A 25,130-nucleotide genomic window follows, 5' to 3' on the forward strand; every position below is an offset into this window, starting at 1 on the left:
AAAGGTTGCGGGCATTTTTCAAATGTAGTAAAATTATTAATTGTTTTATCAGTAACAAAATTTCTTAATTGTGAAATTCTCTTTGCTTTAATATGTTTTTCGTTTATTTGTGTCACACTTTTTAGGCTATGAAGAAAAATCAAAAACAAGCAGCGATAGGATTTATTTTTATCACGATGCTTATCGATATCACCGGTTGGGGAATTATCATACCGGTTATTCCAAAATTGATTAAGGAATTGATTCATGGCGATATCAGTGAAGCGGCGAAATATGGTGGCTGGCTGACTTTTGCTTATGCCATTACACAATTTCTTTGTGCGCCTCTGATTGGAAACCTGAGTGATAAATACGGACGAAGACCTATTATCCTGATATCGCTTTTTGCTTTTACCTTGGATTATTTACTGCTTGCTTTTTCGCCCACTATTGTCTGGCTTTTTATAGGAAGGATTATTGCCGGAGTAACCGGTGCGAGCATCACTACAGCTTCAGCTTATATCGCCGATGTGAGTACGCCCGAAAACCGGGCTAAGAATTTCGGAATGATTGGTGCCGCATTTGGTTTGGGCTTTATCATCGGGCCGGTAATTGGAGGATTGTTGGGTCAATTTGGCTCAAGGGTTCCTTTTTATGCCGCCGCAGTATTGTGTATGCTGAACTTTTTATATGGCTACTTTATTTTGCCTGAATCATTGTCTAAAAAGCACCGCAGGGCATTTGAATGGAAACGCGCCAATCCAATTGGAGCATTTATCAATCTTAAAAAGTATCCTTCCCTGATTGGACTAATCATTGCCATTTTTCTGTTGTATGTTGGTTCACATGCCGTTCACAGCAACTGGAGTTTCTTTACCATGTATCGTTTCAATTGGGATGAAAAAATGGTCGGCCTTTCATTAGGTACCGTAGGATTGTTGGTGGGAATCGTTCAGGGAGGATTAATCCGTTGGACGAGTCCTCGGTTAGGGAATGAGAAAAGCATTTATTTGGGTTTAGCTTTATATACGATAGGAATGTTGCTTTTTGCATTCGCTACTGAAAGCTGGATGATGTTTGCCTTCTTGGTTCCATATTGTCTTGGAGGAATCGCAGGACCGGCATTACAATCACAAGTATCGGGTCAGGTGCCGCCCAATGAGCAAGGTGAAATTCAAGGAACATTGGCAAGCTTAATGAGCGCTTCGGCTATTCTTGGTCCGCCAATGATGACTAATACTTTCTACTTTTTTACCCATAAAGAAGCGCCGTTTCAATTGCCCGGCGCTCCGTTTATTCTAGGTAGTTTTTTGATGTTGATGAGTACAGTTTTGGCTTATTATTCGCTAAAAAAGCATTTAGTAAAAAAAGCCGATTAGAGTTATCGTTCAAAAACATAAACCGTTACGCCTAAAAAATTTCGACTTTCAACGTTGTTTATGGTTTGAGTTGCATAATAAGTAGTACCGGTTTTTATTTCTGAGTCTAAAGGAACCTGAACCATAGTAACAAAAGTATTCAACTCATCTGAATCATTAGCTTCATCGGTATCAGTAGTAACTTCATCGCGTTTTAAATACCACTTGATGTTAAGACCTTCAACCCTTATATCTGAAACTGTCGAACCCATAGAGAAGTATTGAGTTTTAGCTCCGGAAGGAGCTTGAGGAACTGACGATGACGAACTAAAATTGGTGTTCTCATCATCACTACTGCATCCTAATAGTAAAAATGCTATTAACAATGCCATACTGAAAAAAGTAGTTTTTGCTTTCATTGTACATTGTATTAAATTGTCTAACAAAGTTAGCTAATTTTATTTATTTGATATATCAAATAAATGATTTTTAACATTGTTTTGTGTTTTAGTTAACATATTAAAAAACAGTGATTTAAATGTGTTTTTTATCCAATAAAAAACCCCAAATATCGTAAGACATTTGGGGTTTATTTTTAAGTTGGAGCGCTTACTCCTTGATAATTTTTACTGTTTTTTCCTGACCAAGGCTCGATACTTTTACAAAGTACATTCCGCTTGTCAATTCAGAGAAATCTATTTCGGTTTGCAGATTGTTAACCTTGATGGATTTTACTTTTTGTCCAAGGACAGAAGTGATTTCAATGGTATCAATAATCTCATTATTAGAGATTGTCAAACTGTTTTTCACCGGGTTTGGATGGTAAACAAAATTGTCGAAGGCAAAATCAGATGTGCCTAATGCCAACACAAACTCAGTGGTCCAGGTATTGGTTACAATCGCCGGATTAAAGTCAAAATAGATATTGGCTGTGTTCGGTATAATGTCTCCAATCACATATCCTGCTTTTGGCTTCACTTGGAACACGATATAGCCATGACCAATAAATTGGTTATTTGGAATCGAAGGCTCTAAATTGACACCATCAAAACGCCAGGTTAGATTGCTTCCCACTCTGTCTAATACATAAGGATGACTCGCTGCAACCATTCTAACGGTAGTTTCATCAAGGTCGGCATCCAATACATCAGTCACTCTGATATTGATAGCTTCAGCGGTTCCGGTATTCTCAAATCGAATGGTATACGTCAGATAATCATTGGCACTGAAAGTCGAATGCTGGATTTGTGGTCCGTGACTTTCGGCTTTATCGTTTGGATCCCATGAGCCTACAATAGCCTGGGTCAAAGTACTAGTGTTATTGTTGATATTGATATCGTTTGGTGGCACACTAATAGAAACTGTAGTAGTAACCAAATCTCCTAAATTAACCGTTGGGATGGTTGGAACCTGTAGCCCAACAAAAATGAATCGCATTTCTCCCGCCAATAAATTAGTGAAATTAAGTGTAAATCCGGTCGCTGTAGGGACTGCGCCTGCAGGGTAAGTAGTTATACTTACATTACTGGCAGTAGTATAAGTTATAGTTCCGGAGGCAATAGTTTGATTTCCATAGTTTCTATATCCAATATCGCTATAATAATTAAACCCAGGTCTTGGAGGTGCTGAGTTATAAATAAAAATCGCTAAATCATTATAAGGAATTTGGGTAACCGCAAAATTATAGGTTACAATACCTGAACCATTCGCAACGGTTATGTTGCTGTATGATGATGGCGATACTGCATATTGTAAGGCAAGCTGCGGATCGATGGTATAGCCAAAATCATAACTGTTCGAAGGATTTGTTTCATATAAATAATGAGTTCCCGAAGTAGACGTAATATTGTGTACCGTACCGTTATTGTTCAATTCATATTGGAATGATCCATTCGTGAAATTAGGCTCTCCGTTATCTCGGGTACCATTGCCGTTATAATCCAAAAACGCACTCATATGGATTCCATTCGGAATATTTAAGTTAACCGAATTCGTTGAAGATACACTAATTGGATTCCCGGATAAAGTTCCATTGGTCTGTATTGATACAATCACCTCACCATTGTTGATCTCTTCTTGTGTTATGACATGAACGCCGGTATAGGTTGTTGAATCCGAAGCGCCATTATTCAGTAGCGCAATAGGTGGTCCACCATTGATATTAACGTCTGTAGCCGTAATGGATACGTTTGACACAGGAGTAGTGCCAATATTGGCTATCGAATAAGTATAATTAATAACATCACCCACATTTGTAACACCATCTCCGTTTAGGTCTTGATAAGAAGCATTGGTCGTGGTTAAAAGCGAGTTGATTACGGTAACAGTTACAAAGGCCTGATCACAATTATTTGGGCTTCCTTGTTCGCATACATAGTACGGAATCGTATAAGTACCGGTTTGATAACCACTGCTGACCAAGACCAGATTTCCATCCGGGTCGACCATAAAAGTGGTTGGCGTAACTTGTGTTATATTCACTTGGCTTATTGACACCGGAATTCCGTTCAGTAAGTCATTTGACAGCACATTTTCTAAAACAATCTGAGGCGCTATTAAACCGGTCGAAATGGTTACTGCATCATTGACCGCATTCATCGTTGGCGGTGCCGGAGTTATGTTGACAAAAGCAGAAGTAATATCGCAATTGCTCAAATTGGCATTTTCACAAATTTGATAAACAACTTCATGGCTGCCATTGGGTGTATTAGGATTAACGACTACTGTCCCGTTAGGCTGAACAAAAACGTTGGCACTGGTAGCTGAAATCTGAGTAATTGTAACATCAGATAGGGTAACAGGAATACCGTTTAAAGTATCATTGCCTAATACATTTTGAATGGCAATCTGAACAGTGTTCGAATGAAAAACACCGCCCTGATCGTAGTTAGCGATAATCTGACCTTGAGACGTTTGGCTAAAAAACAATCCAAAAATAAAAAGCAGAAGTGAATTAATGTATTTTTTTTTCATACTATAAAAGTTTAAGTATCAAATATATGAATTTTTTTTGTAGGAAATGTTAAATGTGGATTATCAAATTAATTTACTTTTTAAAGAATAGAGAATAAAACTAGAAAAAGGTTGCTTTCAAAAGGCAGAAAATTCTATATAAAACCACTTCAAATGAGCATTCGATAACTCTCATCGAGAATTTGGCCTATTGCAGATACAAACAGTGATTGTAATAATCAATAATCCCTTTGCCTTCCAATAAAATATCAGCACCGATAATACCGTCAACGCGTTTGGCTTTGTATTGCTTCAAAGCATCATTGACATGCGTCATGTCAAAAATGACCAAATGTAGCGCTTCGGTTTTCCAACGGCCTATTTTTAAAATATTATTCTTAGCAATCTGAGTCATCATTCCCGTAGCTCCGGCTCCGGCGGCTTTGGTTTTTGATCTTCCGGCTTTTAGGTTAAATTTTTCAATACTGTCAAAACCTACACAACTGTTGGACGCACCGGTATCCAAAATAAAATTTCCGGAAACACCATTAATAGTAGCTTTGATCAGCAAATGCTGGGTTTTGGAAACTTTGAAGTTTATCTTTTTGTACTTTTCTTTTTTTAGTACTTCGTGCAGGTTTTTCATAACGTTGTATTGATACCCAAATGTAATCTAAAATCCATTAGCCCAAAAAATTCTAAAGAAACTTAGTACCTTAGCACCTCAGAACCTTAGTGCCTTAAAACCCAATGATTTTAACCGATACGCATACCCATTTGTATTCCGAGGAATTCCAAAACGACCGAACCGAAATGATTCAGCGCGCCATTGATGCCGGTGTTTCCCGCTTTTTTGTGCCGTCAATTGATTCGTCTTACACTCAAAAAATGTATGATTTGGAAACCCAATTTCCCGAAAATATTTTTCTGATGATGGGTTTGCATCCGTGTTATGTAAAACCGGAAACGTATCTGGAAGAATTGGCACACGTAGAAACCGAATTGGCCAAAAGAAGATTCTACACTGTCGGCGAAATCGGAATCGATTTGTATTGGGACAAAACCACTTTGGCCATCCAACAGGAAGCTTTTCGTCGCCAAATCCAATTGGCCAAAAAATACAACTTAGCCATCAACATCCATTGTCGTGATGCCTTTGACGAAGTTTTTGAAGTATTGGAAAGCGAACGTTCCGATGATTTATTTGGTATTTTCCATTGCTTTACCGGTGATTTCAATCAGGCCCAAAGAGCCATCGGATTGAACATGAAACTCGGAATCGGCGGCGTGGTAACTTTCAAAAACGGAAAGATTGACCAGTTTCTGAACGAAATCGATTTGCAACACATTGTCCTTGAAACCGATTCTCCCTATTTGGCACCGGTGCCTTTCCGCGGTAAGCGAAATGAAAGCAGTTATACCAAATTGGTTGCCGAAAAATTAGCCCAGATTTACCAACTTCCGGTAGAAGAAGTTGCCCGAATTACGACAGAAAATTCAAAAGCCATTTTTGGGATTTAACGTAGAAAACGTTATAGATTGAGTTTTTTTTTGTTCTTTTGTTCATCAAAATTGAAAGATTCAATGCAGAAATTCGATTCGATTCGTCCGTTTTATGATACTGAAGTGAATGAAGCCATTCAATCTGCAGTCAATCATCCGATGATGAAGGCTTTAATGGGTTTCACATTTCCCGATGTGGACGAAGAGGTTTGGAAAAACCAACTCAAAAAAACGCATTCCATTCGTGATTTTCAATGTAATTTTATTTATCAGGCCGTTCAAAAAGTTCTGAAGAAAAGTTCTGAAGGTTTATCAACCTCGGGCTTTGAAAAATTGGAACCCAATACGTCCTATCTTTTTATTTCCAATCACAGGGATATTATCCTGGATACATCACTTTTAAATGTGGCTTTATTTGACCACGGATTGGTGATGACCGCTTCGGCAATAGGTGATAATCTGGTGCAAAAATCATTTCTGAAAACGCTTTCCAAACTCAACCGAAACTTTTTAGTCCAACGTGGTTTGCCGCCAAGGGAATTGTTGGAAAGTTCTAAATTGATGTCGGAATATATTGGTCAGTTATTGTTGCGCGAAAACCGTTCGGTTTGGATTGCCCAACGCGAAGGAAGAACCAAAGATGGCAACGATGCAACGCATTCGGGTGTATTGAAAATGTTGGCCATGGGTTCGGACGAGCCAAAAATGCTGGATTATTTCAAAAAAATAAAGATTGTTCCGGTTTCCATTTCCTATGAATACGATCCAACTGATGCCCTGAAAATGCCACAGTTGATTGCGGAAGCCAAAAACGAAATCTACATCAAGGAAAAGAACGAAGATTTTGTGACGCTTTTAAGCGGAATCATCGGGCAAAAGAAACGCATTCACATTCATATCGGTGATGTTTTAGACAAGGAATTGGATGCCATTGCGGCCGAATTTGACAATACCAACAAACAGATTCAGGCTTTGGCACAAGCCATAGATGATTCTATTTTGCAAAGCTATATGTTGTGGCCAACGAATTATATCGCTTATGATTTGCTCCACAAAACAGATAAATACAAGGACTTTTACACCGAAAATGAAAAGTCTCTTTTTGAAAGAAGGCTCGAAATGAAAATTGACGAAAACAATTCACAAGTAGTGGAAAGTTTCCTGGCGATGTATGCTAATCCTGTAGTGAATAAATCAAAATATCAGAATGCAGTCTAAACCCAATATACTTTTGATCTATACCGGTGGAACCATCGGAATGATGAAAGACTTTGAAACCGGCGCGTTGAAAGCATTCAACTTTAAAAAGCTGTTGCAAAAAATCCCCGAACTCAAACAACTGGATTGTAATATCGAAACGGTTTCTTTTGAAAAACCAATCGATTCTTCGAATATGAATCCGCAAAAGTGGATTACCATTGCCACAATCATTGAGGAAGGTTACCAAAAATTTGACGGTTTTGTAGTGTTACATGGCTCAGATACGATGTCGTATTCAGCGTCGGCCTTGAGTTTTATGCTGGAGAATTTGAACAAACCTGTGGTATTTACCGGTTCGCAATTGCCTATCGGTGATTTGAGAACTGATGCCAAAGAAAACCTGATTACCGCCATACAAATCGCTTCGTTGCAACACAAAGGAAAACCTATCATTCAGGAAGTCGGGTTGTATTTTGAATACAAATTATACCGAGGCAACCGCACGACCAAAATCAACGCCGAACATTTCAATGCTTTTACGTCACCCAATTATCCACCTTTGGCAGAATCTGGGGTGCATTTGAATATCAATCCGAATGCGGTTTTGCAGAAACAAACCACCAAGAAGTTGTCTGTTCGCAAAGAAATGAACGACGAAGTGGTTATTGTGAAAATGTTTCCCGGAATCAGTGAATCGGTCTTGTCGGCGATTGTGTCCATTCCACATCTGAAAGGGATTGTTCTGGAAACGTATGGCTCAGGAAATGCACCAACGGAAGATTGGTTTATCCAAATCCTAAAGAAAGCCATCAAAAGTGGTTTGCATGTGGTTAATGTGACGCAATGTTCCGGCGGAAGTGTGAATATGGGCCAATATGAAACCAGCACACAACTCAAGAAAATAGGCGTGATTTCCGGAAAAGATATCACGACCGAAGCGGCCATTACCAAATTAATGTATCTAATTGGACAGAATGTAGCGCCAGCGGTTTTCAAAACTATTTTTGAGACGTCGCTGCGTGGTGAAATGATTGGATAAGATTGACTGGTTAGGCAAAATTCACGTTTCGAATTTAAATAAAAAAACCGAAGCATTTGCTTCGGCTTTCATCGCAGAGAGGAAGGGATTCGAACCCTCGATACAGTTACCCATATACAAACTTTCCAGGCTTGCTCCTTCAACCACTCGGACACCTCTCTAATTTTGTGGTGCAAAGAACAGCATTTTTTTTCAGTAAAAAAAATACAATATTTTATTTTTCCCACGTGCCAGATAAAATCACCACAACCAATCCCTTTTGTTTTTTCAGCCGAAAAGATGTACTTTCGCTTAAGGACAAATCAATTATGCGAATCAAACTCATTATTCCTTTTATTTTCATGACGCTAAGCGGCTTTGCTCAAGATGTTGCTAAAGATTTTGATGCTCTCGATTCGCTTTATCGTGAAGACCAATTTTACTTAAACTTCACTTACAACACACTGCAAAAACGCCCGGATGATTTGAAACAGAACAAGCTTTCTCCCGGAATTGCCTTTGGGTTTTTACGTGATATGCCGTTGAATAAAAAGAGAACCACTGCTATAGCTGCCGGTTTGGGTTATTCGTTATCTATTTACAATCAGAATATGGGGATTATTGATGTCAATAATGTGACGACTTACAGCATTTTGGATCCCGATAATATTACCTTTTCCAAAAACAAATTGTCTTTGCATTATGTTGATTTGCCTATCGAATTCAGATGGAGAAATTCAACACCGGACAGCCATAAGTTTTGGCGCGTTCATTTAGGCCTAAAGCTGAGCTATCTTTTTTATGACCAATATAAATTAGAATCTTCTCAGGGAAATGTCGGTCAAACCAATTTAGAAGACTTAAATGATTTCCACTACGGTGTTTATCTTGCGACCGGTTGGAATACCTGGAATATCTATGCGTATTATGGTTTGAATCCTTTGTTTAAATCTTCGGCTAAGATCGAAAACCAATCTATTGAGATGAATACGGCCAACTTTGGCATTATGTTTTATATTCTATAGCCAAACGTAGAGTAATCCTATTTGTGGTAAGACGCCACAAAGAAATCCAATCAGCAATTCCTTATTGTTATGCGCTTTCATCTCTAATCGCGAGGACGCAACCAATCCATTTAAAACAATAAGAAAGGCAACCAAATTAATGGTGTTTTCTTGGTTTTTCAGGCTTAAGCCAATGATAAAAACGGTCAAAGCACTGATGCCAATCATGTGAATGCTGGCTTTGGTTTTGGCATACAATAATAGAAAGGCGAGAATAGCGCTGATGATTCCGCCGAGAAAGAAAAAATATAACGGCGGAAAACGGTCAATCGTAATGCTTTTTTGGACTAAAATGGAAAGCAACGCAATATGCAGCAGCAAAGGGATTTTTCGATGTCCAAGTTCTGAAAGCATAATGGTATCGATTTTTCCAAAAGTTCTCAGCAGATAGAAAAAAGCAATCGGCAACAAAAAAGTGATGATGATTATTTGAACAAACAGGATCAAATATTGGGCTAAGGTAAAATAGCGTGCCTCAAGCAACACATAAGACATGGTTCCTAATAACGGAATGAAAATAGGATGGAAGGCGTACGAAAAAAAGGGAAGGAATTTTTTCAAGATGATTTGGTTTTAAATCTTCTTCCTCATTCTTGCCACAGGAATATCCAATAACTCTCTATATTTTGCAATAGTTCTTCGGGCAATCGGATAGCCTTTTTCTTTGAGAATATCGGCCAATTGATCATCCGGAAGTGGTTTTGATTTGTCTTCGTCTTCGATAACGTTTTTCAGGATTTTTTTGATTTCGAGCGTAGAAACATCTTCACCCTGATCGTTTTTCATCGCTTCCGAGAAGAATTCCTTAATCAGTTTGGTACCATAAGGCGTATCGACATATTTACTGTTGGCCACACGCGAAACCGTAGAAATATCCAACCCAACCATGTCTGCGATGTCTTTTAGAATCATCGGTTTCAGCTTGGTTTCTTCGCCGTCCAAAAAGTATTCCTGCTGGAAATGCATAATCGCATTCATCGTTACAAAAAGGGTTTCCTGGCGTTGGCGGATTGCATCGATAAACCATTTCGCCGAATCCAGTTTTTGCTTGATAAACTGCACCGCATCTTTTTGTGAATGCGATTTGTCACGCGAATCTTTATAGGTCTGTAACATTTCCTGATAATCTTTGGAAACGTGTAAGGTTGGTGCATTTCTGCCGTTTAAGGTCAGTTCCAGTTCTCCATCAACAATTCGGATGGCAAAATCGGGAACGATTTGTTCTACCACACGACTGGTGCTGTCGAAAGAACCACCCGGTTTTGGATTTAGTTTTTCAATTTCTTCAATCGCTTTTTTCAATCGCTCTTGCGAAATCTCATATTTCTGCAATAACTTTTCGTAGTGCTTTTTGGTAAAGGCATCAAATTGGTTTTCGAGGATATCAATCGCCAAGTCAACATATTCCGTGGGTGTTTTGTGTTTCAACTGCAACAACAGACATTCCTGTAAGTCGCGTGCTCCAACCCCTGAAGGTTCCAATTCGTGTATGATATGAAGTATTTTCTCAACGACTTTTTCATCGGTATAAATCCCTTGGGTAAATGCCATGTCATCGACCATATCGGGAATGCTTCTACGCAGATAACCATCGTCATCAATACTTCCAACGAGGAATTCCGCAATTTCGCGTTGCTCATCCGTTAGTATAAAAGTATTCAGCTGATTGATCAAATCCTGATGAAAACTCACCGGTGCCGCAAACGGCATTTCGCGGTCATCGTCGTCATCGCTGTAATTGTTGGATTGTAATTTATATTCTGGCGTTTCGTCGTCGCTTAAATATTCGTCAATGTTGATTTCGTCTGCTCCAATGCTGTCATTGTCTTCATATTCATCATAATCATCATTGTTGTCAAACTCATCTTTCTCATACAATTCCTCTTCGTCCTTACCACTTTCCAAAGCCGGGTTTTCGACCAATTCCTCTTTCAGCCTTTGTTCAAAAGCTTGCGTAGGCAATTGAATTAACTTCATCAGCTGGATTTGCTGTGGAGATAATTTTTGTGATAATTTTAGATTTAGGAACTGCTTTAACATTTTTATGGTTATTTGGTTATTCGGTTATTTGGTTATTCGAATGGACAAATTACCAAATCCACAAATTAACTTTTTAAAACTCTGCATTTTGTGGTGTTCTCGGGAAAGGAATTACGTCTCTGATGTTGGTCATTCCGGTTACAAAAAGCACCAGTCTTTCAAATCCTAATCCGAAACCTGAGTGTACTGCCGAACCAAATCGACGTGTATCCAAGTACCACCATAATTCTTCTTCGTCAATGCCAATGGCTTTCATTTTTTCTACCAAGACATCATAACGCTCTTCTCTTTGCGAACCACCAACGATTTCACCAATTCCGGGGAATAAAATGTCCATCGCACGAACGGTTTCTTTTCCAGGTTCCGTGTTGTCATTCAAACGCATGTAGAACGCTTTGATTTTGGCTGGGTAATCAAATAAGATTACCGGACATTTAAAGTGCTTTTCCACCAAGAAACGTTCGTGCTCCGATTGTAAATCAGCACCCCATTCTTCGATTAAATATTGGAATTTCTTCTTTTTATTTGGTGTAGAATCCCTTAAAATATCAATCGCTTCAGTATAGGAAACACGTTTGAAATCATTGTTCAACACGAAATTTAATTTTTCTAACAAAGCCATTTCGCTTCTTTCGGCCTGTGGTTTTTGTTTTTCTTCGTCAATCAATCTTCCTTCTAGGAATTTCAAATCATCGCCACATCTTTCAACCGCATAGTTGATGACAAATTTGATGAAATCTTCAGCCAAATCCATGTTGTCAATCAAATCATTGAACGCTACTTCAGGTTCAATCATCCAGAATTCAGCCAAGTGACGTGAAGTGTTTGAGTTTTCCGCACGGAATGTTGGTCCGAAAGTATAAATCTGACCCAAAGCCATCGCAAAAGTTTCACCTTCCAATTGTCCGGAAACCGTTAAGTTGGTTTGCTTGCCAAAGAAATCTTTTTTGTAATCGATTTGTCCGTCTTCTGTTATTGGCAAACTGTCCAAAGGCAACGAAGTCACCTGGAACATTTCACCTGCGCCTTCGGCATCGGCACCCGTAATTACCGGCGTGTTTACATAAACAAAACCTCTGTCCTGAAAATAAGTATGCACCGCATGCGCCAATACTGAACGCACACGCATAATCGCTCCGAACGCATTGGTTCTAACTCTCAAATGCGCATTTTCTCTCAGGAATTCCAAGGAATGTTTCTTAGGCTGCATTGGGAATTTCTCCGCATCACAATCACCAAGGATTTCCAATTGGGCTACCTGAATTTCATATTTCTGTCCGGCGCCCTGACTCTCAACAAGTTTTCCTGTCAAAGCCACAGCCGTTCCGGTGTTGATTCTTTTCAAAGTGTCTTCCGGTGTGTTTTCAAAATCGACTACACACTGTAAGTTATTGATAGTTGAACCGTCGTTCAACGCGATAAATTGATTGTTTCTAAAAGTTCTTACCCAACCTTTTACGGTTACTTCATAGTTCGTTTTCTCGCTGCTTAGTAAGTCTTTAACTTTTGAATGTTTCATTTTAAATTCTGTGATTTTAGCTATTAAATATCAGATTGTATATAATCTAAACGCAAATATAAATTATTTATTGTTTTTTTCTAACTCATCTATCTCTTCATCGGTATGTTCCAGGATATCAATAGTTGGTTCCGGTAATTCCTGTTGGTTGGCCAAAGTTTTGTTCAGCGTCAATACCAATGATGGAAGCAAAACCAAATTCGACAACATCCCGAAGAACAAGGTCAGTGCCACCAAGCCACCAAGCGCTATAGTTCCGCCAAAACTCGACAACATAAATACCGAGAATCCAAAGAACAAAACAATGGAAGTATAGAACATACTCGTTCCGGCATCGTCAAAAGTGGCATAAACGGATTTTTTGATTCTCCATTCGTTTCGCGACAATTCTAATCGGTATTGTGCTAAGAATCTCAAAGTGTCATCAACTGACATTCCGAAAGCAATTCCGAATACCAAAAGCGTTGATGGTTTTAAAGGAATGCCAAGGAATCCCATCAAACCGGCTGTCATCAACAATGGCAACAAATTCGGGATAATCGAAACCAAAACCATTTTGAACGAACGGAACATGATCGCTACCAATCCGCCGGTCAGGAAGAAAGCAAACAACAAGGACGAAAGCAGGTTGTCCAACAAATATTTCGTTCCTTTTTGGAATACCGAAGGCTTTCCGGTGATGATGACTTCGTATCGCGGTTCAGGGAAAATTTTGCTGACTTTGTTGCGAATGTGGGCTTCGATGGCTTCCATTCTTTCGCCGTTTTCATCTTTGATAAAAGTGGTGATTCTGGCATAACGGCCATCCGAAGAAATATAACTTTTCAGCTGATTGTCTTTGGATTTCTTTAGTGAGTTTTTGATATAAGGCAATAAGAATGCTTCTTCATTGGGTGAAGGCAAAGCATAAAAATCGGGATTACCGTTATAGTAAGCCTGATTAAAACTTTTGGCAATATTGACAATCGATAACGGTTTTGAAAGCTCAGGAATATCGGTAATGGTTTGTTCCAAATCTTCCATTCTTCTCAGATTGGTCAATTTCATCACGCCGTTTTTCTTTTTGGTATCAATCATGATTTCCAAAGGCATCACACCGTCAAATTCTTTTTCGAAGAAACGAATGTCATCATAAAAAGCGGTGTTTTTAGGCATGTCTTCGATAATACTTCCCGAAACCTTAATCTTGCCAATACCGATGATTCCGAAAACCAACAAGCAAATGGCCGTGATATAAACACCAAGGCGATTGTATTTTACCGTTCGCACAATCCATCTCAGGAAAGATGTCAGTGATTCGCGTTCCAAATGACCCAAATGTCTCGGGATTGGTGATGGGATATAACTGAAGAAAATAGGAATCAGCAACAAACTCAACAGGTAAATGGCTAAAATGTTAATCGTTGTTACTACGCCAAATTCTCTTAGCAAAACGTTATTCGTCGCAATAAACGTAGCAAAACCAACCGCTGTCGTGATGTTGGTCATCAAAGTCGCTGTTCCGGTTTTGGTGATTACGCGTTGCAGTGCTTTGGCTTTGTTCGAATGTTTGTGGTATTCCTGATGGTATTTGTTAATAAAGAAAATACAATTCGGAATCCCGATTACGATAACCAAAGTTGGTACCAATGCCGTCAAAACCGTGATTTCGTAACCCAAAGCGCCCATAATTCCGAACGACCACATCACGCCAATGATCACCACAATCAGGGAAATCAATGTTGCGCGGAACGAACGGAAAAAATAGAAGAATATCAGTGAGGTAATCAATAAAGCGGCACCGATAAACAAACCGATTTCATCAATAATGGTTTTGGCATTCAGTGTTCGGATATAAGGCATGCCCGAAGTATGTAAGTCTATATTTGTTGCTTTTTTAAACTTGTCAATCGCCGGAATCAAATCGTTTAAGACATAATCCTTTCTGGCTTTGGTATTGACAATTTTTTTGTCCAAATAAATCGCAGAGCGAATCGCGCCGGTTTTTTTGTTGAACAACAAGCCTTCGTAAAAAGGCAGTTTGGTGAATAATTCGGTTTGGATTTGTTTTAGGTATTTTTCATCCTGAACTTTACTTTCGTCCACCAAAGGCTTGAGTTCGAAAGTCTCGAGTGAATCATTTTTCACCAGTTTTTGCAAATTATCTATCGAAACCACCAAGCTCACTTGTTTGTGTGACTTGATTTCATTCATTAATTCGCTCCAGGCTTTGTAAACTTTCGGGGTAAATAATTTTTGGTCTTTGGTCGCAATGACAATCAGATTGCCTTCTTCGCCAAAATGGGACAGGAATTTATTATAGTCGACATTGACCTTGTCATCGGCCGGAATTAAGTTGGCTTCAGTCTGGGTAAACCTGATGTTTTTCCATTGAGTGCCTAACAGAATTGTAATCAGGACAATCCCAATTAAAATGGTGATTCTGTTCCTCAATATAATTCGGGCTATTAATTCCCAAAAACCAATACCTAACAACTTTTTCATAAAACCTAAAATGGGTTGCAAAGGTAATCAAAACCTTAAAAATTTCAGGCCGATTTACACAAAGATTTGCTTAATTTAACAACGATTTCCGAATGAAATTTAAATAATTGTTAATAGCTGAAAAAAACCAAAAAAAATACGTTGCTTTTTAGCATCTTTGTAAGCAGAAGCACAACTTAACCGAATGAGAAATTTAAAAAACACTTTATTCTATTTGGTCATAACAGGCGGTTTTGGCTACCTGATGTACTGGATAATCGAACAGGGGAAATTGTTGGAAGTAGGCCGAAAAATTGTATCACCTTCATCGACCGACAGTGAATGGATTCAGTTTTTATCTTCTTTATTTCACAATCTTAAACATCCGTTAGCCTTACTGCTTTTTCAAATCATTGCCATTGTTTTGGTGGCGCGTATTTTTGGCTGGATTTTCAGAAAGATTGGCCAACCTTCTGTAATTGGTGAAATCATTGCAGGTATTGTCCTCGGGCCATCATTGTTTGGGCTTTATTTTCCCGATATGAAAGAAGCGTTGTTCCCGGTAGAATCACTTGGAAATCTCCAAATGCTCAGTCAGGTCGGATTGATTCTCTTTATGTTTGTCATCGGAATGGAATTGGATTTGAAAGTGCTGAAGAACAAAGCCAATGACGCCGTCGTAATCAGCCATGCGAGTATTGTGATTCCGTTTGCTTTAGGGATTGGATTGTCTTATTTTATATACCATCAATTTGCTCCGGCCGGAGTGGAATTTTTGGCCTTTAGTTTGTTTATGGGAATTGCGATGAGTATCACAGCATTTCCGGTTTTGGCTAGAATTGTGCAGGAACGAGGCATTCACAAAACCCGATTGGGAACCATTGTAATTACTTGTGCCGCAGCCGATGATATCACCGCCTGGTGTATTTTGGCAGTTGTTATTGCCATTGTAAAAGCAGGAAGTTTTGTGAGTTCTCTTTACGTAATCGGATTGGCGGTTCTCTATGTTTTGGCCATGCTTTTTGTGGTCAAACCGTTCTTAAAACGCGTCGGAGATTTGTATGCCAAAAAAGATAATATCAAAAAATCAGTAGTCGCTATTTTTCTACTAACCTTGATTGTTTCGGCTTATATTACCGAAATTATAGGGATTCATGCTTTATTTGGCGCTTTTATGATGGGTGCGATTATGCCGGATATTTCCAAATTCAGAAATGTTTTTATTGAAAAAGTAGAAGATCTTGCAGTCATTTTGCTTTTACCATTGTTCTTTGTTTTCACCGGTTTGCGTACTGAAATTGGCTTAATCAATGAGCCTTATTTGTGGAAAGTTACCGGTTGTATTATTGCTGTTGCCGTAGTAGGGAAGTTTTTAGGAAGTGCATTGGCCGCTAGATTTGTGGGTCAGACTTGGCGAGACAGTTTGACTATCGGAGCATTGATGAATACCCGCGGATTGATGGAATTGGTCGTGTTGAATATCGGATACGAATTGGGTGTGCTGTCGCCAAAAGTATTTACGATGATGGTGATTATGGCCTTGGTGACTACGTTTATGACCGGTCCGGCATTGGATATCATCAATTATATTTTTAAAACAAAAGACATCATCATTCCATCCGAAGTAAAGAAAAATTCGAAGTTCAAAATCTTGATTTCTTTTGGGAATAATGAAAAAGGAAAATCACTTTTGCGCTTGGCGAATAGTTTGGTCAAAGGACAACCGGAAGCCTCAAACGTTACCGCAATGCATTTGACAATGAGTGACGAGATGCATGCTTTTAATATTGAAGAATACGAAAAAGAAACCTTTGAACCGATAGTAAAAGAATCCAAAAAGCTGAATCAGGAAATTACTAAGATTTTCAAAGCTACCGGAGATATTGAAACCGATATTGCGGATGTGGCTTTTGAAGGAAAATATGATTTGGTTTTGGTAGGTTTAGGAAAATCGATATTTGAAGGAACCATTTTAGGTAAGGTATTAGGTTTCACTTCCCGAATCATCAATCCGGACAGGTTATTGGACAAATTCAAAGGGAAAGAAGGTTTGTTTGAAAACTCACCTTTTGACGAAAGAACCCGACTGATTATTTCTAAAACCAAAACACCGCTTGGGATTTTAATCGATAAGGATTTACAACAGGTAAGCAAAGTCTTTGTCGGAATGTATAGCGTTGGTGATGTTTTCTTAGTGGATTACGCCCAAAAATTAATGCAGAATAACAATGCGAAAGTGACCATTTTAGATAATAATGATCATACCAAAAACAATTTCCTTATCCAGAATTCTTTAGCCGCTTTGGAACAAAAACACGCTGATAAGTTTGAGGTTTTCCAGCCGAATCAAATCACTAAGCCATTTTTATCCGATCAGGATTTATTGATTTTCAGTTTGGAAACCTGGAAAAAGTTGGTAGATGATGAAGTTTCCTGGTTACAGGATATTCCTTCGGTGCTGATTATTAAGCCGTAATCTAGAAGCCTAAATCCAACACAAAGCTCAATTTGATGGCGATGTTGTCTTCAAAATCTTCCAATTGATTTGGGCCATAACGGTAAAATGTGGTCAGCCCGAAACCTTTGTAAATCTGATTCAGTTCAACTCCCGATTCGAAATACCCTTCGTTTAAGGTTTTGTATTCGATACCGGTATGTCGCTCAGGATGTTTAAGATCTCCCCAGGCCATTCGCGTCACCAAAACAAAAGAAGGTTTTACATCCTTGAACAATTCTACTCGCTTGAAACCATGTTTGAGTTGCAACATCACAAATTCGCTTGAGAAAAACTCATTGAAATACATCGTCTCAAAACTGTTTTTCCCCGCAATGGTAAGCCTTTGTAAAAGTTTGTCTTTGGTTAAATTATTGGGAGAAGTATTGTACAAATGGGTCAGTGGAAGCGCTCCAAAAACATAACCGCCCTGAATCAGTACTGCCGATTTTTGGCCGTCTAAGTATTTCTTTTCATAGTCAATTCGGGCGTCAATTTTACCGAAGTCAAAGTCATTGTTAAAGAAATTCGACAAGGATTTAGTGAACTGAAAGGTGAACTTCGGATATCTTTTTTCGAACTCAATTTTACCATTTGGCGTTTGCATATAATCACTAAACGGATTCCATTGAATGGAAAACATTCCCATGGTCATCACAAATTTGCGATATACTGTGCCATCATGGGTGAATGTATAATCAAATAAAGGCGTGATATCGCTGTGGGTGATTTGCCAAATACTTTCGGTCTTCGGTATGATTTTGGTTTCTATAAAAGCACGCCAGGTTCTGTGGTTGTAAAAGGTACTGATGTTAATTGGCCGCGGATCATACAGCTTGAAAACGCGTTTGTCGATGACAAAACTGGTACTCGCAATCTCCCGTACATCATCGGTAAACGAACCGCCAATCCAGGAATTGGAGAAATTCCCAATACGGAAAGCGGCACCAAGGTTGTACTTGGTATCCGTGTCTTTCAAACCATAAGCGGTATAGCCATCGATGCGAAATTTTTTGGAAAACCGCTCATTGGTAATGCCGCCGATTCCAAAGCGAAAACCTTCATAATTATTATAACTCAGCAGATAACGCAGGTCAAAATCAATTGGGCCAAAAGGCAAATAACCGTTGATGGCTTTGCGGCCAAACTTGATTTTCGTCTCGATATTTTCTTTGGCCACCACACTGTCCAAAACCACATAAGTCCTTTGACTGCGAATGTCCAGGCTGTCCTTTCGGTTTTCGGTCCAAAAAGATTCTTCACGTTTGTTGGCATTCGGTCTTACATCAATGGCAATGGCTGATTTTTTGATATTTAAATCAGGATTGATTTTTAAATCATACACCAACATTTCTGAAGAAAGATAGATAAAATCAGAAGCACTTCTTTTGGAAGTTTCTTCGTCATTTTCTGCGGTAAATTGAATTCTGCCATTTAAAATGGATGTAGGTTCCTTGCTTTTTCCTTTGACAATTTTGAAGTTTTTTCGGATGGGAAACCAAAGGTTTTCATCATTGAGATAATTGAATTCATGCACGCCGGTAATGTTCAAAACTCCCCGGATGCGCATCACGGCTTTGGTTATGGCAAAATTCTCTTTGTCAACATACAACAAACCTTCCAACCCTTTGGAACTGATTTTGTTTTTAAAATAAATCACAATGATTTCGCGATTGCTAATCGTAGTGGTATCTAAAATTTTATAGCGGTATTCCTTAAAGGGATTATCTGAAATCGGGCTTTTGTATTTGGTTTCAAAAAGCTCATATTTATCATCATAGACGGATGCCGATTGCAATCCAAAACCAAGCAATTCATAAATTGGGTCTTTAAATCCGGCCATTCTGGTGCCGATGATGGTTTCTTTGAGCGTAGGTTTTTCAAATTCAAACAGCGATACTTTCTCAGTGAGGAATAAGTGTTGTTTGTCTATAATCTTTTTGAATTTATAATCGGAGGAATCGATTTTGGCAATTTTGCCTTTCGTGACCTCATTGACAAAAACAGTATCAATCTTTCCCGAAATTGAATCCGGATTGGCAGTCACCAATAATTTGTTGTAGGTTTTGTATTGAAAGGTTTTGAGTCTTTTCTGCGGATTATTGCTGTCTTTTTGTTTGATGACTTTGGCGATGATAGCCAGTGCCGGATTTTCATTAGAGAGTACCACTTCTTTTAACTCATCAACTTTGGGTTCAAGAAAGAGCGTAAAAAAAGCTTTTTTCTCAAAAAGGGAAATGGTTTGTGAAGTATAACCCACATAGGAAACGGTGAGCGTTTCGGGTTGGGAATTCAGCAGCAGATTAAACTTTCCGTCCACATCAGAAATTGTGGCTGTTCCTCTTTCAGTAGTGATCGTGGCAAAAGGCAATCCTTTTTTGGTTTCAGCGTCTTTGACAATTCCATTGATTTGAAATTGTGCCTGAAGCGACAGTGAAAAAAAGAAAAACAAATAAAATAGTTGTTTCATTAGAAAGTGATTGGCACGTATCGTTTACAAAAATAGGAATAAAAAAATCCGCACAGAGCGGATTTTAATATTGAATTAACAAAAGTTACACTTTCATGATTTCGGCTTCTTTGTGCATCAAATGTTCGTCTATTTTTTTGATAAAAGCATCGGTTAGTTTTTGAACATCGTCTTCGGCCGTTTTACAGATGTCTTCCGAAGTGCCGTCTTTTTCTAATTTTTTGATTTCGGTATTGGCGTCTTTACGCGCATTTCTAATCCCGATTTTTGCATCTTCCGCTTCCGATTTGGCTTGTTTTACCAAGTCGCGTCTTCTTTCTTCGGTCAAAGCCGGGACATTGATAATAATGTTGTCTCCGTTGTTCATTGGGTTAAACCCTAAGTTGGCCAACATAATCGCTTTTTCAATTGGGTGCAACATGCTTTTTTCCCAAGGTGTAACCGTAATGGTTCTGGCGTCAGGCACATTGATATTAGCTACTTGGGATAATGGTGTTTGTGAGCCATAATAATCTACAAAAACGCCACCCAACATTTGAGGAGAAGCTTTTCCTGCACGGATGTTTAAAAATTCTTTTTCTAAATGCGCAATTGAACCATTCATTGATTCTTTTGTGCTGTCTAAAATAAATTCAATTTCTTCCATTATTTTTTAAGATTTCAGAACGCAGTTTTCAGAACGCAGATATCACAGTTGTGTATCCTGCTTTCTGCCTTCTGCTTTCTGCAGTTTATATTTTAACTACAGTTCCTATGTTTTCGCCTTCGCAAATTTTTAATAGATTTCCTTTTTTATTCATATCAAATACCACAATCGGTAAAGCATTTTCCTGACTTAAAGTAAACGCTGTTGAGTCCATGATATTCAATCCTTTTTTGATCACATCATCAAAAGTGATGCTTTCAAATTTCACCGCATTGCTATTTTTCTCCGGATCAGAATCATAAATTCCATCTACGCGTGTTCCTTTTAAAATGACATCAGCATGAACTTCAACGCCGCGTAAAACGGCTGCAGTATCAGTAGTAAAGTACGGATTTCCTGTTCCGGCTCCGAAGATTACGATTCTTCCCTTTTCCAAGTGACGCACGGCTCTTCTTTTGATATAAGGTTCGGCAATCGCTTCAATTTTTAAGGCCGTTTGCAAACGGGTTAGCATGCCTTTGTCTTCCAGCGCACCTTGTAAAGCCATTCCGTTAATCACGGTGGCCAACATTCCCATGTAATCTCCCTGAACCCTGTCCATGCCATTGCTGGCTCCGGCAACTCCTCTAAAGATATTTCCACCTCCGATAACTATGGCGATTTCAACTCCTTTGTCGTGAATCTCTTTGATTTGATCGGCATATTCGGCCAATATTTTCGGGTCGATTCCATATTGTCTTTCGCCCATAAGTGCTTCACCACTCAGTTTTAGAAGAATCCTTTTGTATTTCATTGCTCGTTGTTATTGTTTTTAGTTGTGTAATGCTGTCGCTTTCGCTCAAGTCATTTATTCTAAATTTATTTCAGAATCTCTTTTTTTAAGATTCTGTTTTTAGTGTTGCAAATATAAACATATTCTCTTTTTTTATGGTAATCGTTAAAAATAATGTTAAGTAACATTTATCACTTTTTTATCCTCAATGGTTTTGTAGCTTTGCACCATCAAATTCAAATTTTATGGAATCTATCATCCAAAACAGCTTGACTAAAAGTCATTCTTATACCGAATACAGAGAGAAAGTAACGTCACTTTTCAAAGAAGGAAAAGCAACAGGAAATGAGCAATCGGAAGCGTTGACGCATTATACCGAATTGAATGAAGCGCGTATGAATCGTTTGGAAAAGACCATAAAAGTTTCCGATGAATTCACCAAACAGTTAATTGAATTACAACGCGAATACATTTGGTTGGTGATTTCTGAAGGCTGGTGTGGTGACTCGGCACAAATTGTTCCGGTGATTTATAAATTGGCTGAGCTTTCACCAAAAATTGAATTGAAATTGGTATTCAGAGATGAAAATGAAGACCTCATGCAATTGTTCTTAACCAACGGAACGCGATCGATTCCTAAAATGATTGTTTTGGCAAAAGAAACGCTGGAAGTTTTGGGTGAATTTGGCCCAAGACCACAAGAAGCCAAGCAATTGATTTTAGATTATAAAGCCGAACATGGTGTAGTAGATGATAAAGGAAAAGTCGCTTTGCATATGTGGTATTTGCACGACAAAGGATTATCGATTCAAAAAGAAATTATGGAAATTATGACTAATCTTGAGTTAACTGCTGTTCAAATTCCGCAGGAGTAACACCGTTCTCAACGGAATAATCGCCAATTTTTGTCCGGCGTAAAACCGATAAATAACCGCCTGAATTCAACGCTTTTCCAAAGTCAAAAGCCAGCGAACGGATATAAGTTCCTTTGCTGCAAACGACTCTAAAGTCAATTTCGGGTAAAGCGATACGCGTGATTTCAAATTCGTGTATGGTTGTTTTTCGCGCTTGAATTTCTACTTCAGTTCCAACACGTGCATGTTCGTATAATCGAACACCATCTTTTTTAATGGCCGAAAAAACCGGTGGTTTTTGGTCGATTTCACCAATGAATTTTAGGGTAGTTTCCTGAATTAATTCGGGGGTTATATGTTCGGTCGGGAAAGTGGCATCCACTTCGGTTTCCATATCATACGAAGGTGTTGTGGCACCAACGGTAATGGTTCCGGTGTATTCTTTGGCCTGACCCTGAATCTCATTAATTTTTTTGGTAAACTTTCCGGTACAGACAATTAGCAAACCAGAGGCCAACGGATCTAAAGTTCCGGCGTGACCGATTTTGAATTTCTTTGGAAGATTGAATTGGCGTTTTAAAACATACTTCAATTTATTCACCGCCTGAAACGAAGACCAAGTCAGAGGTTTGTCAATCAAAAGGATTTGACCTTCTAAAAAATCTTCAGCGGTTTTCAATGTTTATTTGTTTAGAGAGAAATAAGCCAGTAAGATAACACCCGCTATAATTCGGTAATAACCCCAAGGTTTGAAACCGTATTTCTTGATGATTCCGATAAAGAATTTAATAGCAATCACCGCCACAATAAAGGCAACGATATTGCCAATCAGAAACATTTTTAGGTTATCAGACGATTGTGTCAATAATTCATATCCTTTCAACTGTGATACTTCGTATGTTTTTAAAAACAACGAATAGGTCGTAACCGCCAGCATTGTTGGAACCGCCAAAAAGAACGAGAATTCCGCAGCCGTTTCACGGGTCAATCCCTGTTGCATCCCGCCAATAATCGAAGCGGCAGAACGGCTTGTGCCCGGCATCATGGCCAAACATTGCCAAAATCCTATGGTTACTGCTTTTTTGATGGTTATGTCTTCTTCGTTGGCGACTGTCGGAGTATGAAAACGTCCGTCAATAAACAATAAAACGACTCCACCAACAATCAGTACAATCGCGATTGGAATCGGATTTCCAAGTACAGCATCAATTTTATCATCGAATAATTTACCCAGAACCAAAGCCGGAATGACAGCGCAGGCCAATTTGATATAAAAGTTTATCCTGCGGAAATCAAAAAACTTTTTCCAGTACAAAACCACAACGGCCAGGATAGCGCCAAACTGTATCGAAACCTGAAACAATTTTACAAAATCATCTTCCTGGATGCCAAAATAGGAACTGGTAAAAATCATGTGAGCCGTTGAAGAAACCGGTAAGTATTCGGTTAAGCCTTCAACAATCGCAATAAGGACAGCCTGAATATAATCCATTACTCAGATTTTGACTTTTTGAAAATAGAGAAAATCGTAATTCCGAAACCAATCAAAACCACGGTTGGTGCCAAACGGATTCTTCTGAAACTAAAGACATCTTCGTTAAAGACTTTCGGGTCGTCGCTTCCGCCGCCACTCATCAGGATAAAGCCAACGACAATCACGGCAATACCGATTAATAATATTTTGTAGTTTGCCTTGTCAAAAAGAAAATCGGGTTTTTGCTCGTTGTTTTTCATTTAGCTGAATATTTTTATTTTTTAACTGAACACTGCCTTCTGAGCACTGAACACTAGTATAAATCGTCTGTTCTCAGATTCAAAAAGCGTTGGGTAGCAAAATAAGTGCTGATAAAAGTAATCACAATACCCAAAACCAGAACACCTAAAAGTACGGCGCTAATCGCCAATTGGTCTTCCATAATGCCCAAATTCGGGAAACTCGTCTGGATGTAAATCAACAGGCCAATCAACGCCAAAATAGCCAATACCGCACCAACAAACCCAAGGATTACACTGGTTTTGATAAAAGGTTTACGGATAAATGATTTGGTCGCACCAACCATTTGCATGGTTTTGATGATAAATCGGTTGGCATAAATTGATAAGCGCAGCGAACTGTTGATTAACAATACTGAAACAAATGCAAAAACACCGCTGACAATCAAAATCCACATACTAATGTTGTTGATGTTGTCGTTCACCATCGTTACCAACTGTTTGTCATAAACGATATCGGCAACCATTTCGTTTTTACGCAAACGGCTTTCGATTTTGGCAATTTCCACATTGTTGACAAACTCTGCTTTCAGGTAAATGTCAAACGAATTCTGCAACGGATTCACACCTAAAAACTGCATAAAATCCTCACCAATCACTTTTTTGTGCTGCTCAGCGGCTTTTTCTTTGGAAACATAATCAAAAGATTTGGCAAATTTGGCCGTTTTCAATTCTTCCGCAAAGGCTGTAGTCACTGAATCGGTTGCTTCGTTCTTGAAGAAAACCGTCATCGCAATTTCTTCCTTGAAATTGTCTGATAAACGCTTGGAATTGATGACAAAAAGTCCCAAAGTTCCCAATAAAAACAACACCAAAAAGATACTCAACACTACCGAAAAATAGGAGGTAATAACTCTGCGCTTCTGAAACTTTTCAAATGAGTCTGACATAAACAGTGATTTAAGCGGTAAAAATAATAAAGAAAATTGTTTTTCTCCTTTATAACGTACAAAGTTTTAACTTTATTATATTAAATGTAAATTTGCAGCTAAAATTTTTTAGGAGCGAATGGTTCGGGCAGTTTC

Annotated in this window: 21 protein-coding genes and 1 tRNA gene; 7 read left to right on the forward strand and 15 right to left on the reverse strand. The window is 38.7% G+C overall.

Annotation, left to right across the window (positions count from 1 at the left end; all coding sequences use genetic code 11):
• The first annotated feature begins 128 nt into the window (after nucleotides 1-128).
• Nucleotides 129-1,358 carry a TCR/Tet family MFS transporter gene (locus P1K33_RS09245; RefSeq protein WP_284652670.1) on the forward strand — a complete coding sequence of 410 codons (1,230 nt, stop codon included), beginning with the start codon at nucleotides 129-131 and terminating at the stop codon, nucleotides 1,356-1,358.
• A gap of 2 nt (nucleotides 1,359-1,360) precedes the next feature.
• Here the strand turns inward: P1K33_RS09245 and P1K33_RS09250 are convergent, their stop codons facing one another.
• The 3 genes from P1K33_RS09250 to P1K33_RS09260 form a co-directional block, all read right to left on the reverse strand.
• Nucleotides 1,361-1,756, reverse strand: a complete 396-nt coding sequence (locus P1K33_RS09250) for a hypothetical protein (protein ID WP_284652671.1) — start codon at nucleotides 1,754-1,756, stop codon at nucleotides 1,361-1,363.
• 190 nt (nucleotides 1,757-1,946) lie between these two features.
• On the reverse strand, nucleotides 1,947-4,310 hold the full coding sequence (locus tag P1K33_RS09255) for a T9SS type A sorting domain-containing protein (RefSeq protein ID WP_284652672.1): 2,364 nt from the start codon (nucleotides 4,308-4,310) through the stop codon (nucleotides 1,947-1,949).
• Nucleotides 4,311-4,497: 187 nt separating this feature from the next.
• On the reverse strand, nucleotides 4,498-4,935 hold the full coding sequence (locus P1K33_RS09260; protein WP_284652673.1) for a retropepsin-like aspartic protease: 438 nt from the start codon (nucleotides 4,933-4,935) through the stop codon (nucleotides 4,498-4,500).
• A gap of 104 nt (nucleotides 4,936-5,039) precedes the next feature.
• Here P1K33_RS09260 and P1K33_RS09265 point away from each other — a divergent pair, with 104 nt between their 5' ends.
• The 3 genes from P1K33_RS09265 (at nucleotide 5,040) to P1K33_RS09275 (ending at nucleotide 8,031) form a co-directional block, all read left to right on the forward strand.
• On the forward strand, nucleotides 5,040-5,810 hold the full coding sequence (locus P1K33_RS09265) for a TatD family hydrolase (protein WP_284652674.1): 771 nt from the start codon (nucleotides 5,040-5,042) through the stop codon (nucleotides 5,808-5,810).
• Nucleotides 5,811-5,873: 63 nt separating this feature from the next.
• Complete coding sequence (locus P1K33_RS09270) at nucleotides 5,874-7,010, forward strand: 1-acyl-sn-glycerol-3-phosphate acyltransferase (RefSeq protein WP_284652675.1); 1,137 nt, start codon at nucleotides 5,874-5,876, stop codon at nucleotides 7,008-7,010.
• The gene (locus P1K33_RS09275) at nucleotides 7,000-8,031 is read left to right on the forward strand and encodes an asparaginase (protein ID WP_284652676.1); all 1,032 of its coding nucleotides are present in this window, start codon (nucleotides 7,000-7,002) and stop codon (nucleotides 8,029-8,031) included. The genes P1K33_RS09270 and P1K33_RS09275 overlap by 11 nt, the downstream gene beginning before the upstream one ends.
• 74 nt (nucleotides 8,032-8,105) lie before the next feature.
• On the opposite strand, the gene P1K33_RS09280 is transcribed toward P1K33_RS09275, so the two are convergent.
• A tRNA-Ser gene (locus tag P1K33_RS09280) sits at nucleotides 8,106-8,192 on the reverse strand.
• A 66-nt stretch (nucleotides 8,193-8,258) separates the two neighbouring features.
• On the opposite strand from P1K33_RS09280, the gene P1K33_RS09285 reads away from it, so the two are divergent.
• The gene (locus P1K33_RS09285; protein WP_284652677.1) at nucleotides 8,259-9,035 is read left to right on the forward strand and encodes a porin family protein; all 777 of its coding nucleotides are present in this window, start codon (nucleotides 8,259-8,261) and stop codon (nucleotides 9,033-9,035) included.
• Here the strand turns inward: P1K33_RS09285 and P1K33_RS09290 are convergent.
• The 4 genes from P1K33_RS09290 to P1K33_RS09305 form a co-directional block, all read right to left on the reverse strand.
• Entirely contained in the window at nucleotides 9,030-9,635 is a 606-nt protein-coding gene (locus P1K33_RS09290; RefSeq protein ID WP_284652678.1) for a hypothetical protein, read from the reverse strand. The two genes, P1K33_RS09285 and P1K33_RS09290, sit on opposite strands and share 6 nt — an antisense overlap.
• Before the next feature lie 12 nt (nucleotides 9,636-9,647).
• Entirely contained in the window at nucleotides 9,648-11,114 is a 1,467-nt protein-coding gene (gene rpoN, locus P1K33_RS09295; RefSeq protein ID WP_284652679.1) for an RNA polymerase factor sigma-54, read from the reverse strand.
• Nucleotides 11,115-11,187: 73 nt separating this feature from the next.
• On the reverse strand, nucleotides 11,188-12,633 hold the full coding sequence (gene asnS, locus P1K33_RS09300; protein ID WP_284652680.1) for an asparagine--tRNA ligase: 1,446 nt from the start codon (nucleotides 12,631-12,633) through the stop codon (nucleotides 11,188-11,190).
• Nucleotides 12,634-12,696: 63 nt separating this feature from the next.
• Entirely contained in the window at nucleotides 12,697-15,117 is a 2,421-nt protein-coding gene (locus P1K33_RS09305) for an efflux RND transporter permease subunit (protein WP_284652681.1), read from the reverse strand.
• A gap of 184 nt (nucleotides 15,118-15,301) precedes the next feature.
• On the opposite strand from P1K33_RS09305, the gene P1K33_RS09310 reads away from it, so the two are divergent.
• Nucleotides 15,302-17,572 (forward strand): cation:proton antiporter, encoded by a 2,271-nt coding sequence (locus tag P1K33_RS09310; protein WP_284652682.1) that lies wholly within the window; start codon nucleotides 15,302-15,304, stop codon nucleotides 17,570-17,572.
• Between the two features lies 1 nt (nucleotide 17,573).
• Here the strand turns inward: P1K33_RS09310 and P1K33_RS09315 are convergent, their stop codons facing one another.
• The 3 genes from P1K33_RS09315 to pyrH form a co-directional block, all read right to left on the reverse strand.
• Nucleotides 17,574-20,060, reverse strand: coding sequence for a DUF5686 family protein (locus P1K33_RS09315; protein ID WP_284652683.1), 2,487 nt, complete (start codon nucleotides 20,058-20,060; stop codon nucleotides 17,574-17,576).
• An 85-nt stretch (nucleotides 20,061-20,145) separates the two neighbouring features.
• On the reverse strand, nucleotides 20,146-20,709 hold the full coding sequence (gene frr / locus P1K33_RS09320) for a ribosome recycling factor (RefSeq protein WP_284652903.1): 564 nt from the start codon (nucleotides 20,707-20,709) through the stop codon (nucleotides 20,146-20,148).
• A gap of 82 nt (nucleotides 20,710-20,791) precedes the next feature.
• Entirely contained in the window at nucleotides 20,792-21,499 is a 708-nt protein-coding gene (gene pyrH, locus P1K33_RS09325; RefSeq protein ID WP_284652684.1) for a UMP kinase, read from the reverse strand.
• Between the two features lie 224 nt (nucleotides 21,500-21,723).
• Between pyrH and P1K33_RS09330 the strand changes: the two genes are divergently transcribed.
• A complete protein-coding gene (locus tag P1K33_RS09330; RefSeq protein ID WP_284652685.1) occupies nucleotides 21,724-22,353 on the forward strand; it encodes a thioredoxin family protein in 630 nt (209 codons plus the stop codon).
• Here P1K33_RS09330 and truB read toward each other — a convergent pair.
• The 4 genes from truB to P1K33_RS09350 are packed head-to-tail and all read right to left on the reverse strand — an operon-like array spanning nucleotide 22,313 to nucleotide 24,995.
• On the reverse strand, nucleotides 22,313-23,011 hold the full coding sequence (truB, locus tag P1K33_RS09335; RefSeq protein WP_284652686.1) for a tRNA pseudouridine(55) synthase TruB: 699 nt from the start codon (nucleotides 23,009-23,011) through the stop codon (nucleotides 22,313-22,315). The genes P1K33_RS09330 and truB overlap by 41 nt on opposite strands.
• A 3-nt stretch (nucleotides 23,012-23,014) precedes the next feature.
• Nucleotides 23,015-23,824, reverse strand: coding sequence for an undecaprenyl-diphosphate phosphatase (locus P1K33_RS09340; RefSeq protein ID WP_284652687.1), 810 nt, complete (start codon nucleotides 23,822-23,824; stop codon nucleotides 23,015-23,017).
• Nucleotides 23,824-24,066 (reverse strand): DUF3098 domain-containing protein, encoded by a 243-nt coding sequence (locus tag P1K33_RS09345; protein WP_284652688.1) that lies wholly within the window; start codon nucleotides 24,064-24,066, stop codon nucleotides 23,824-23,826. The genes P1K33_RS09340 and P1K33_RS09345 overlap by 1 nt, the downstream gene beginning before the upstream one ends.
• Before the next feature lie 53 nt (nucleotides 24,067-24,119).
• Nucleotides 24,120-24,995 carry a cell division protein FtsX gene (locus P1K33_RS09350; protein WP_284652689.1) on the reverse strand — a complete coding sequence of 292 codons (876 nt, stop codon included), beginning with the start codon at nucleotides 24,993-24,995 and terminating at the stop codon, nucleotides 24,120-24,122.
• Nucleotides 24,996-25,130: the final 135 nt, after the last annotated feature.

The organism is Flavobacterium terrisoli, from assembly GCF_030167905.1.
Classification (GTDB): domain Bacteria; phylum Bacteroidota; class Bacteroidia; order Flavobacteriales; family Flavobacteriaceae; genus Flavobacterium; species Flavobacterium terrisoli.

Coding starts and splice junctions, on each gene's coding strand:
- P1K33_RS09245 (WP_284652670.1), top strand. CDS start 129: ATGAAGAAAAATCAAAAACAAGCAGCGATAGGATTTATTTTTATCACG.
- P1K33_RS09340 (WP_284652687.1), bottom strand. CDS start 23,824: ATGGATTATATTCAGGCTGTCCTTATTGCGATTGTTGAAGGCTTAACC.
- P1K33_RS09305 (WP_284652681.1), bottom strand. CDS start 15,117: ATGAAAAAGTTGTTAGGTATTGGTTTTTGGGAATTAATAGCCCGAATT.
- P1K33_RS09250 (WP_284652671.1), bottom strand. CDS start 1,756: ATGAAAGCAAAAACTACTTTTTTCAGTATGGCATTGTTAATAGCATTT.
- P1K33_RS09350 (WP_284652689.1), bottom strand. CDS start 24,995: ATGTCAGACTCATTTGAAAAGTTTCAGAAGCGCAGAGTTATTACCTCC.
- asnS (WP_284652680.1), bottom strand. CDS start 12,633: ATGAAACATTCAAAAGTTAAAGACTTACTAAGCAGCGAGAAAACGAAC.
- P1K33_RS09330 (WP_284652685.1), top strand. CDS start 21,724: ATGGAATCTATCATCCAAAACAGCTTGACTAAAAGTCATTCTTATACC.
- P1K33_RS09265 (WP_284652674.1), top strand. CDS start 5,040: ATGATTTTAACCGATACGCATACCCATTTGTATTCCGAGGAATTCCAA.
- rpoN (WP_284652679.1), bottom strand. CDS start 11,114: ATGTTAAAGCAGTTCCTAAATCTAAAATTATCACAAAAATTATCTCCA.
- P1K33_RS09310 (WP_284652682.1), top strand. CDS start 15,302: ATGAGAAATTTAAAAAACACTTTATTCTATTTGGTCATAACAGGCGGT.
- P1K33_RS09270 (WP_284652675.1), top strand. CDS start 5,874: ATGCAGAAATTCGATTCGATTCGTCCGTTTTATGATACTGAAGTGAAT.
- pyrH (WP_284652684.1), bottom strand. CDS start 21,499: ATGAAATACAAAAGGATTCTTCTAAAACTGAGTGGTGAAGCACTTATG.
- P1K33_RS09275 (WP_284652676.1), top strand. CDS start 7,000: ATGCAGTCTAAACCCAATATACTTTTGATCTATACCGGTGGAACCATC.
- P1K33_RS09315 (WP_284652683.1), bottom strand. CDS start 20,060: ATGAAACAACTATTTTATTTGTTTTTCTTTTTTTCACTGTCGCTTCAG.
- P1K33_RS09255 (WP_284652672.1), bottom strand. CDS start 4,310: ATGAAAAAAAAATACATTAATTCACTTCTGCTTTTTATTTTTGGATTG.
- P1K33_RS09260 (WP_284652673.1), bottom strand. CDS start 4,935: ATGAAAAACCTGCACGAAGTACTAAAAAAAGAAAAGTACAAAAAGATA.
- P1K33_RS09345 (WP_284652688.1), bottom strand. CDS start 24,066: ATGAAAAACAACGAGCAAAAACCCGATTTTCTTTTTGACAAGGCAAAC.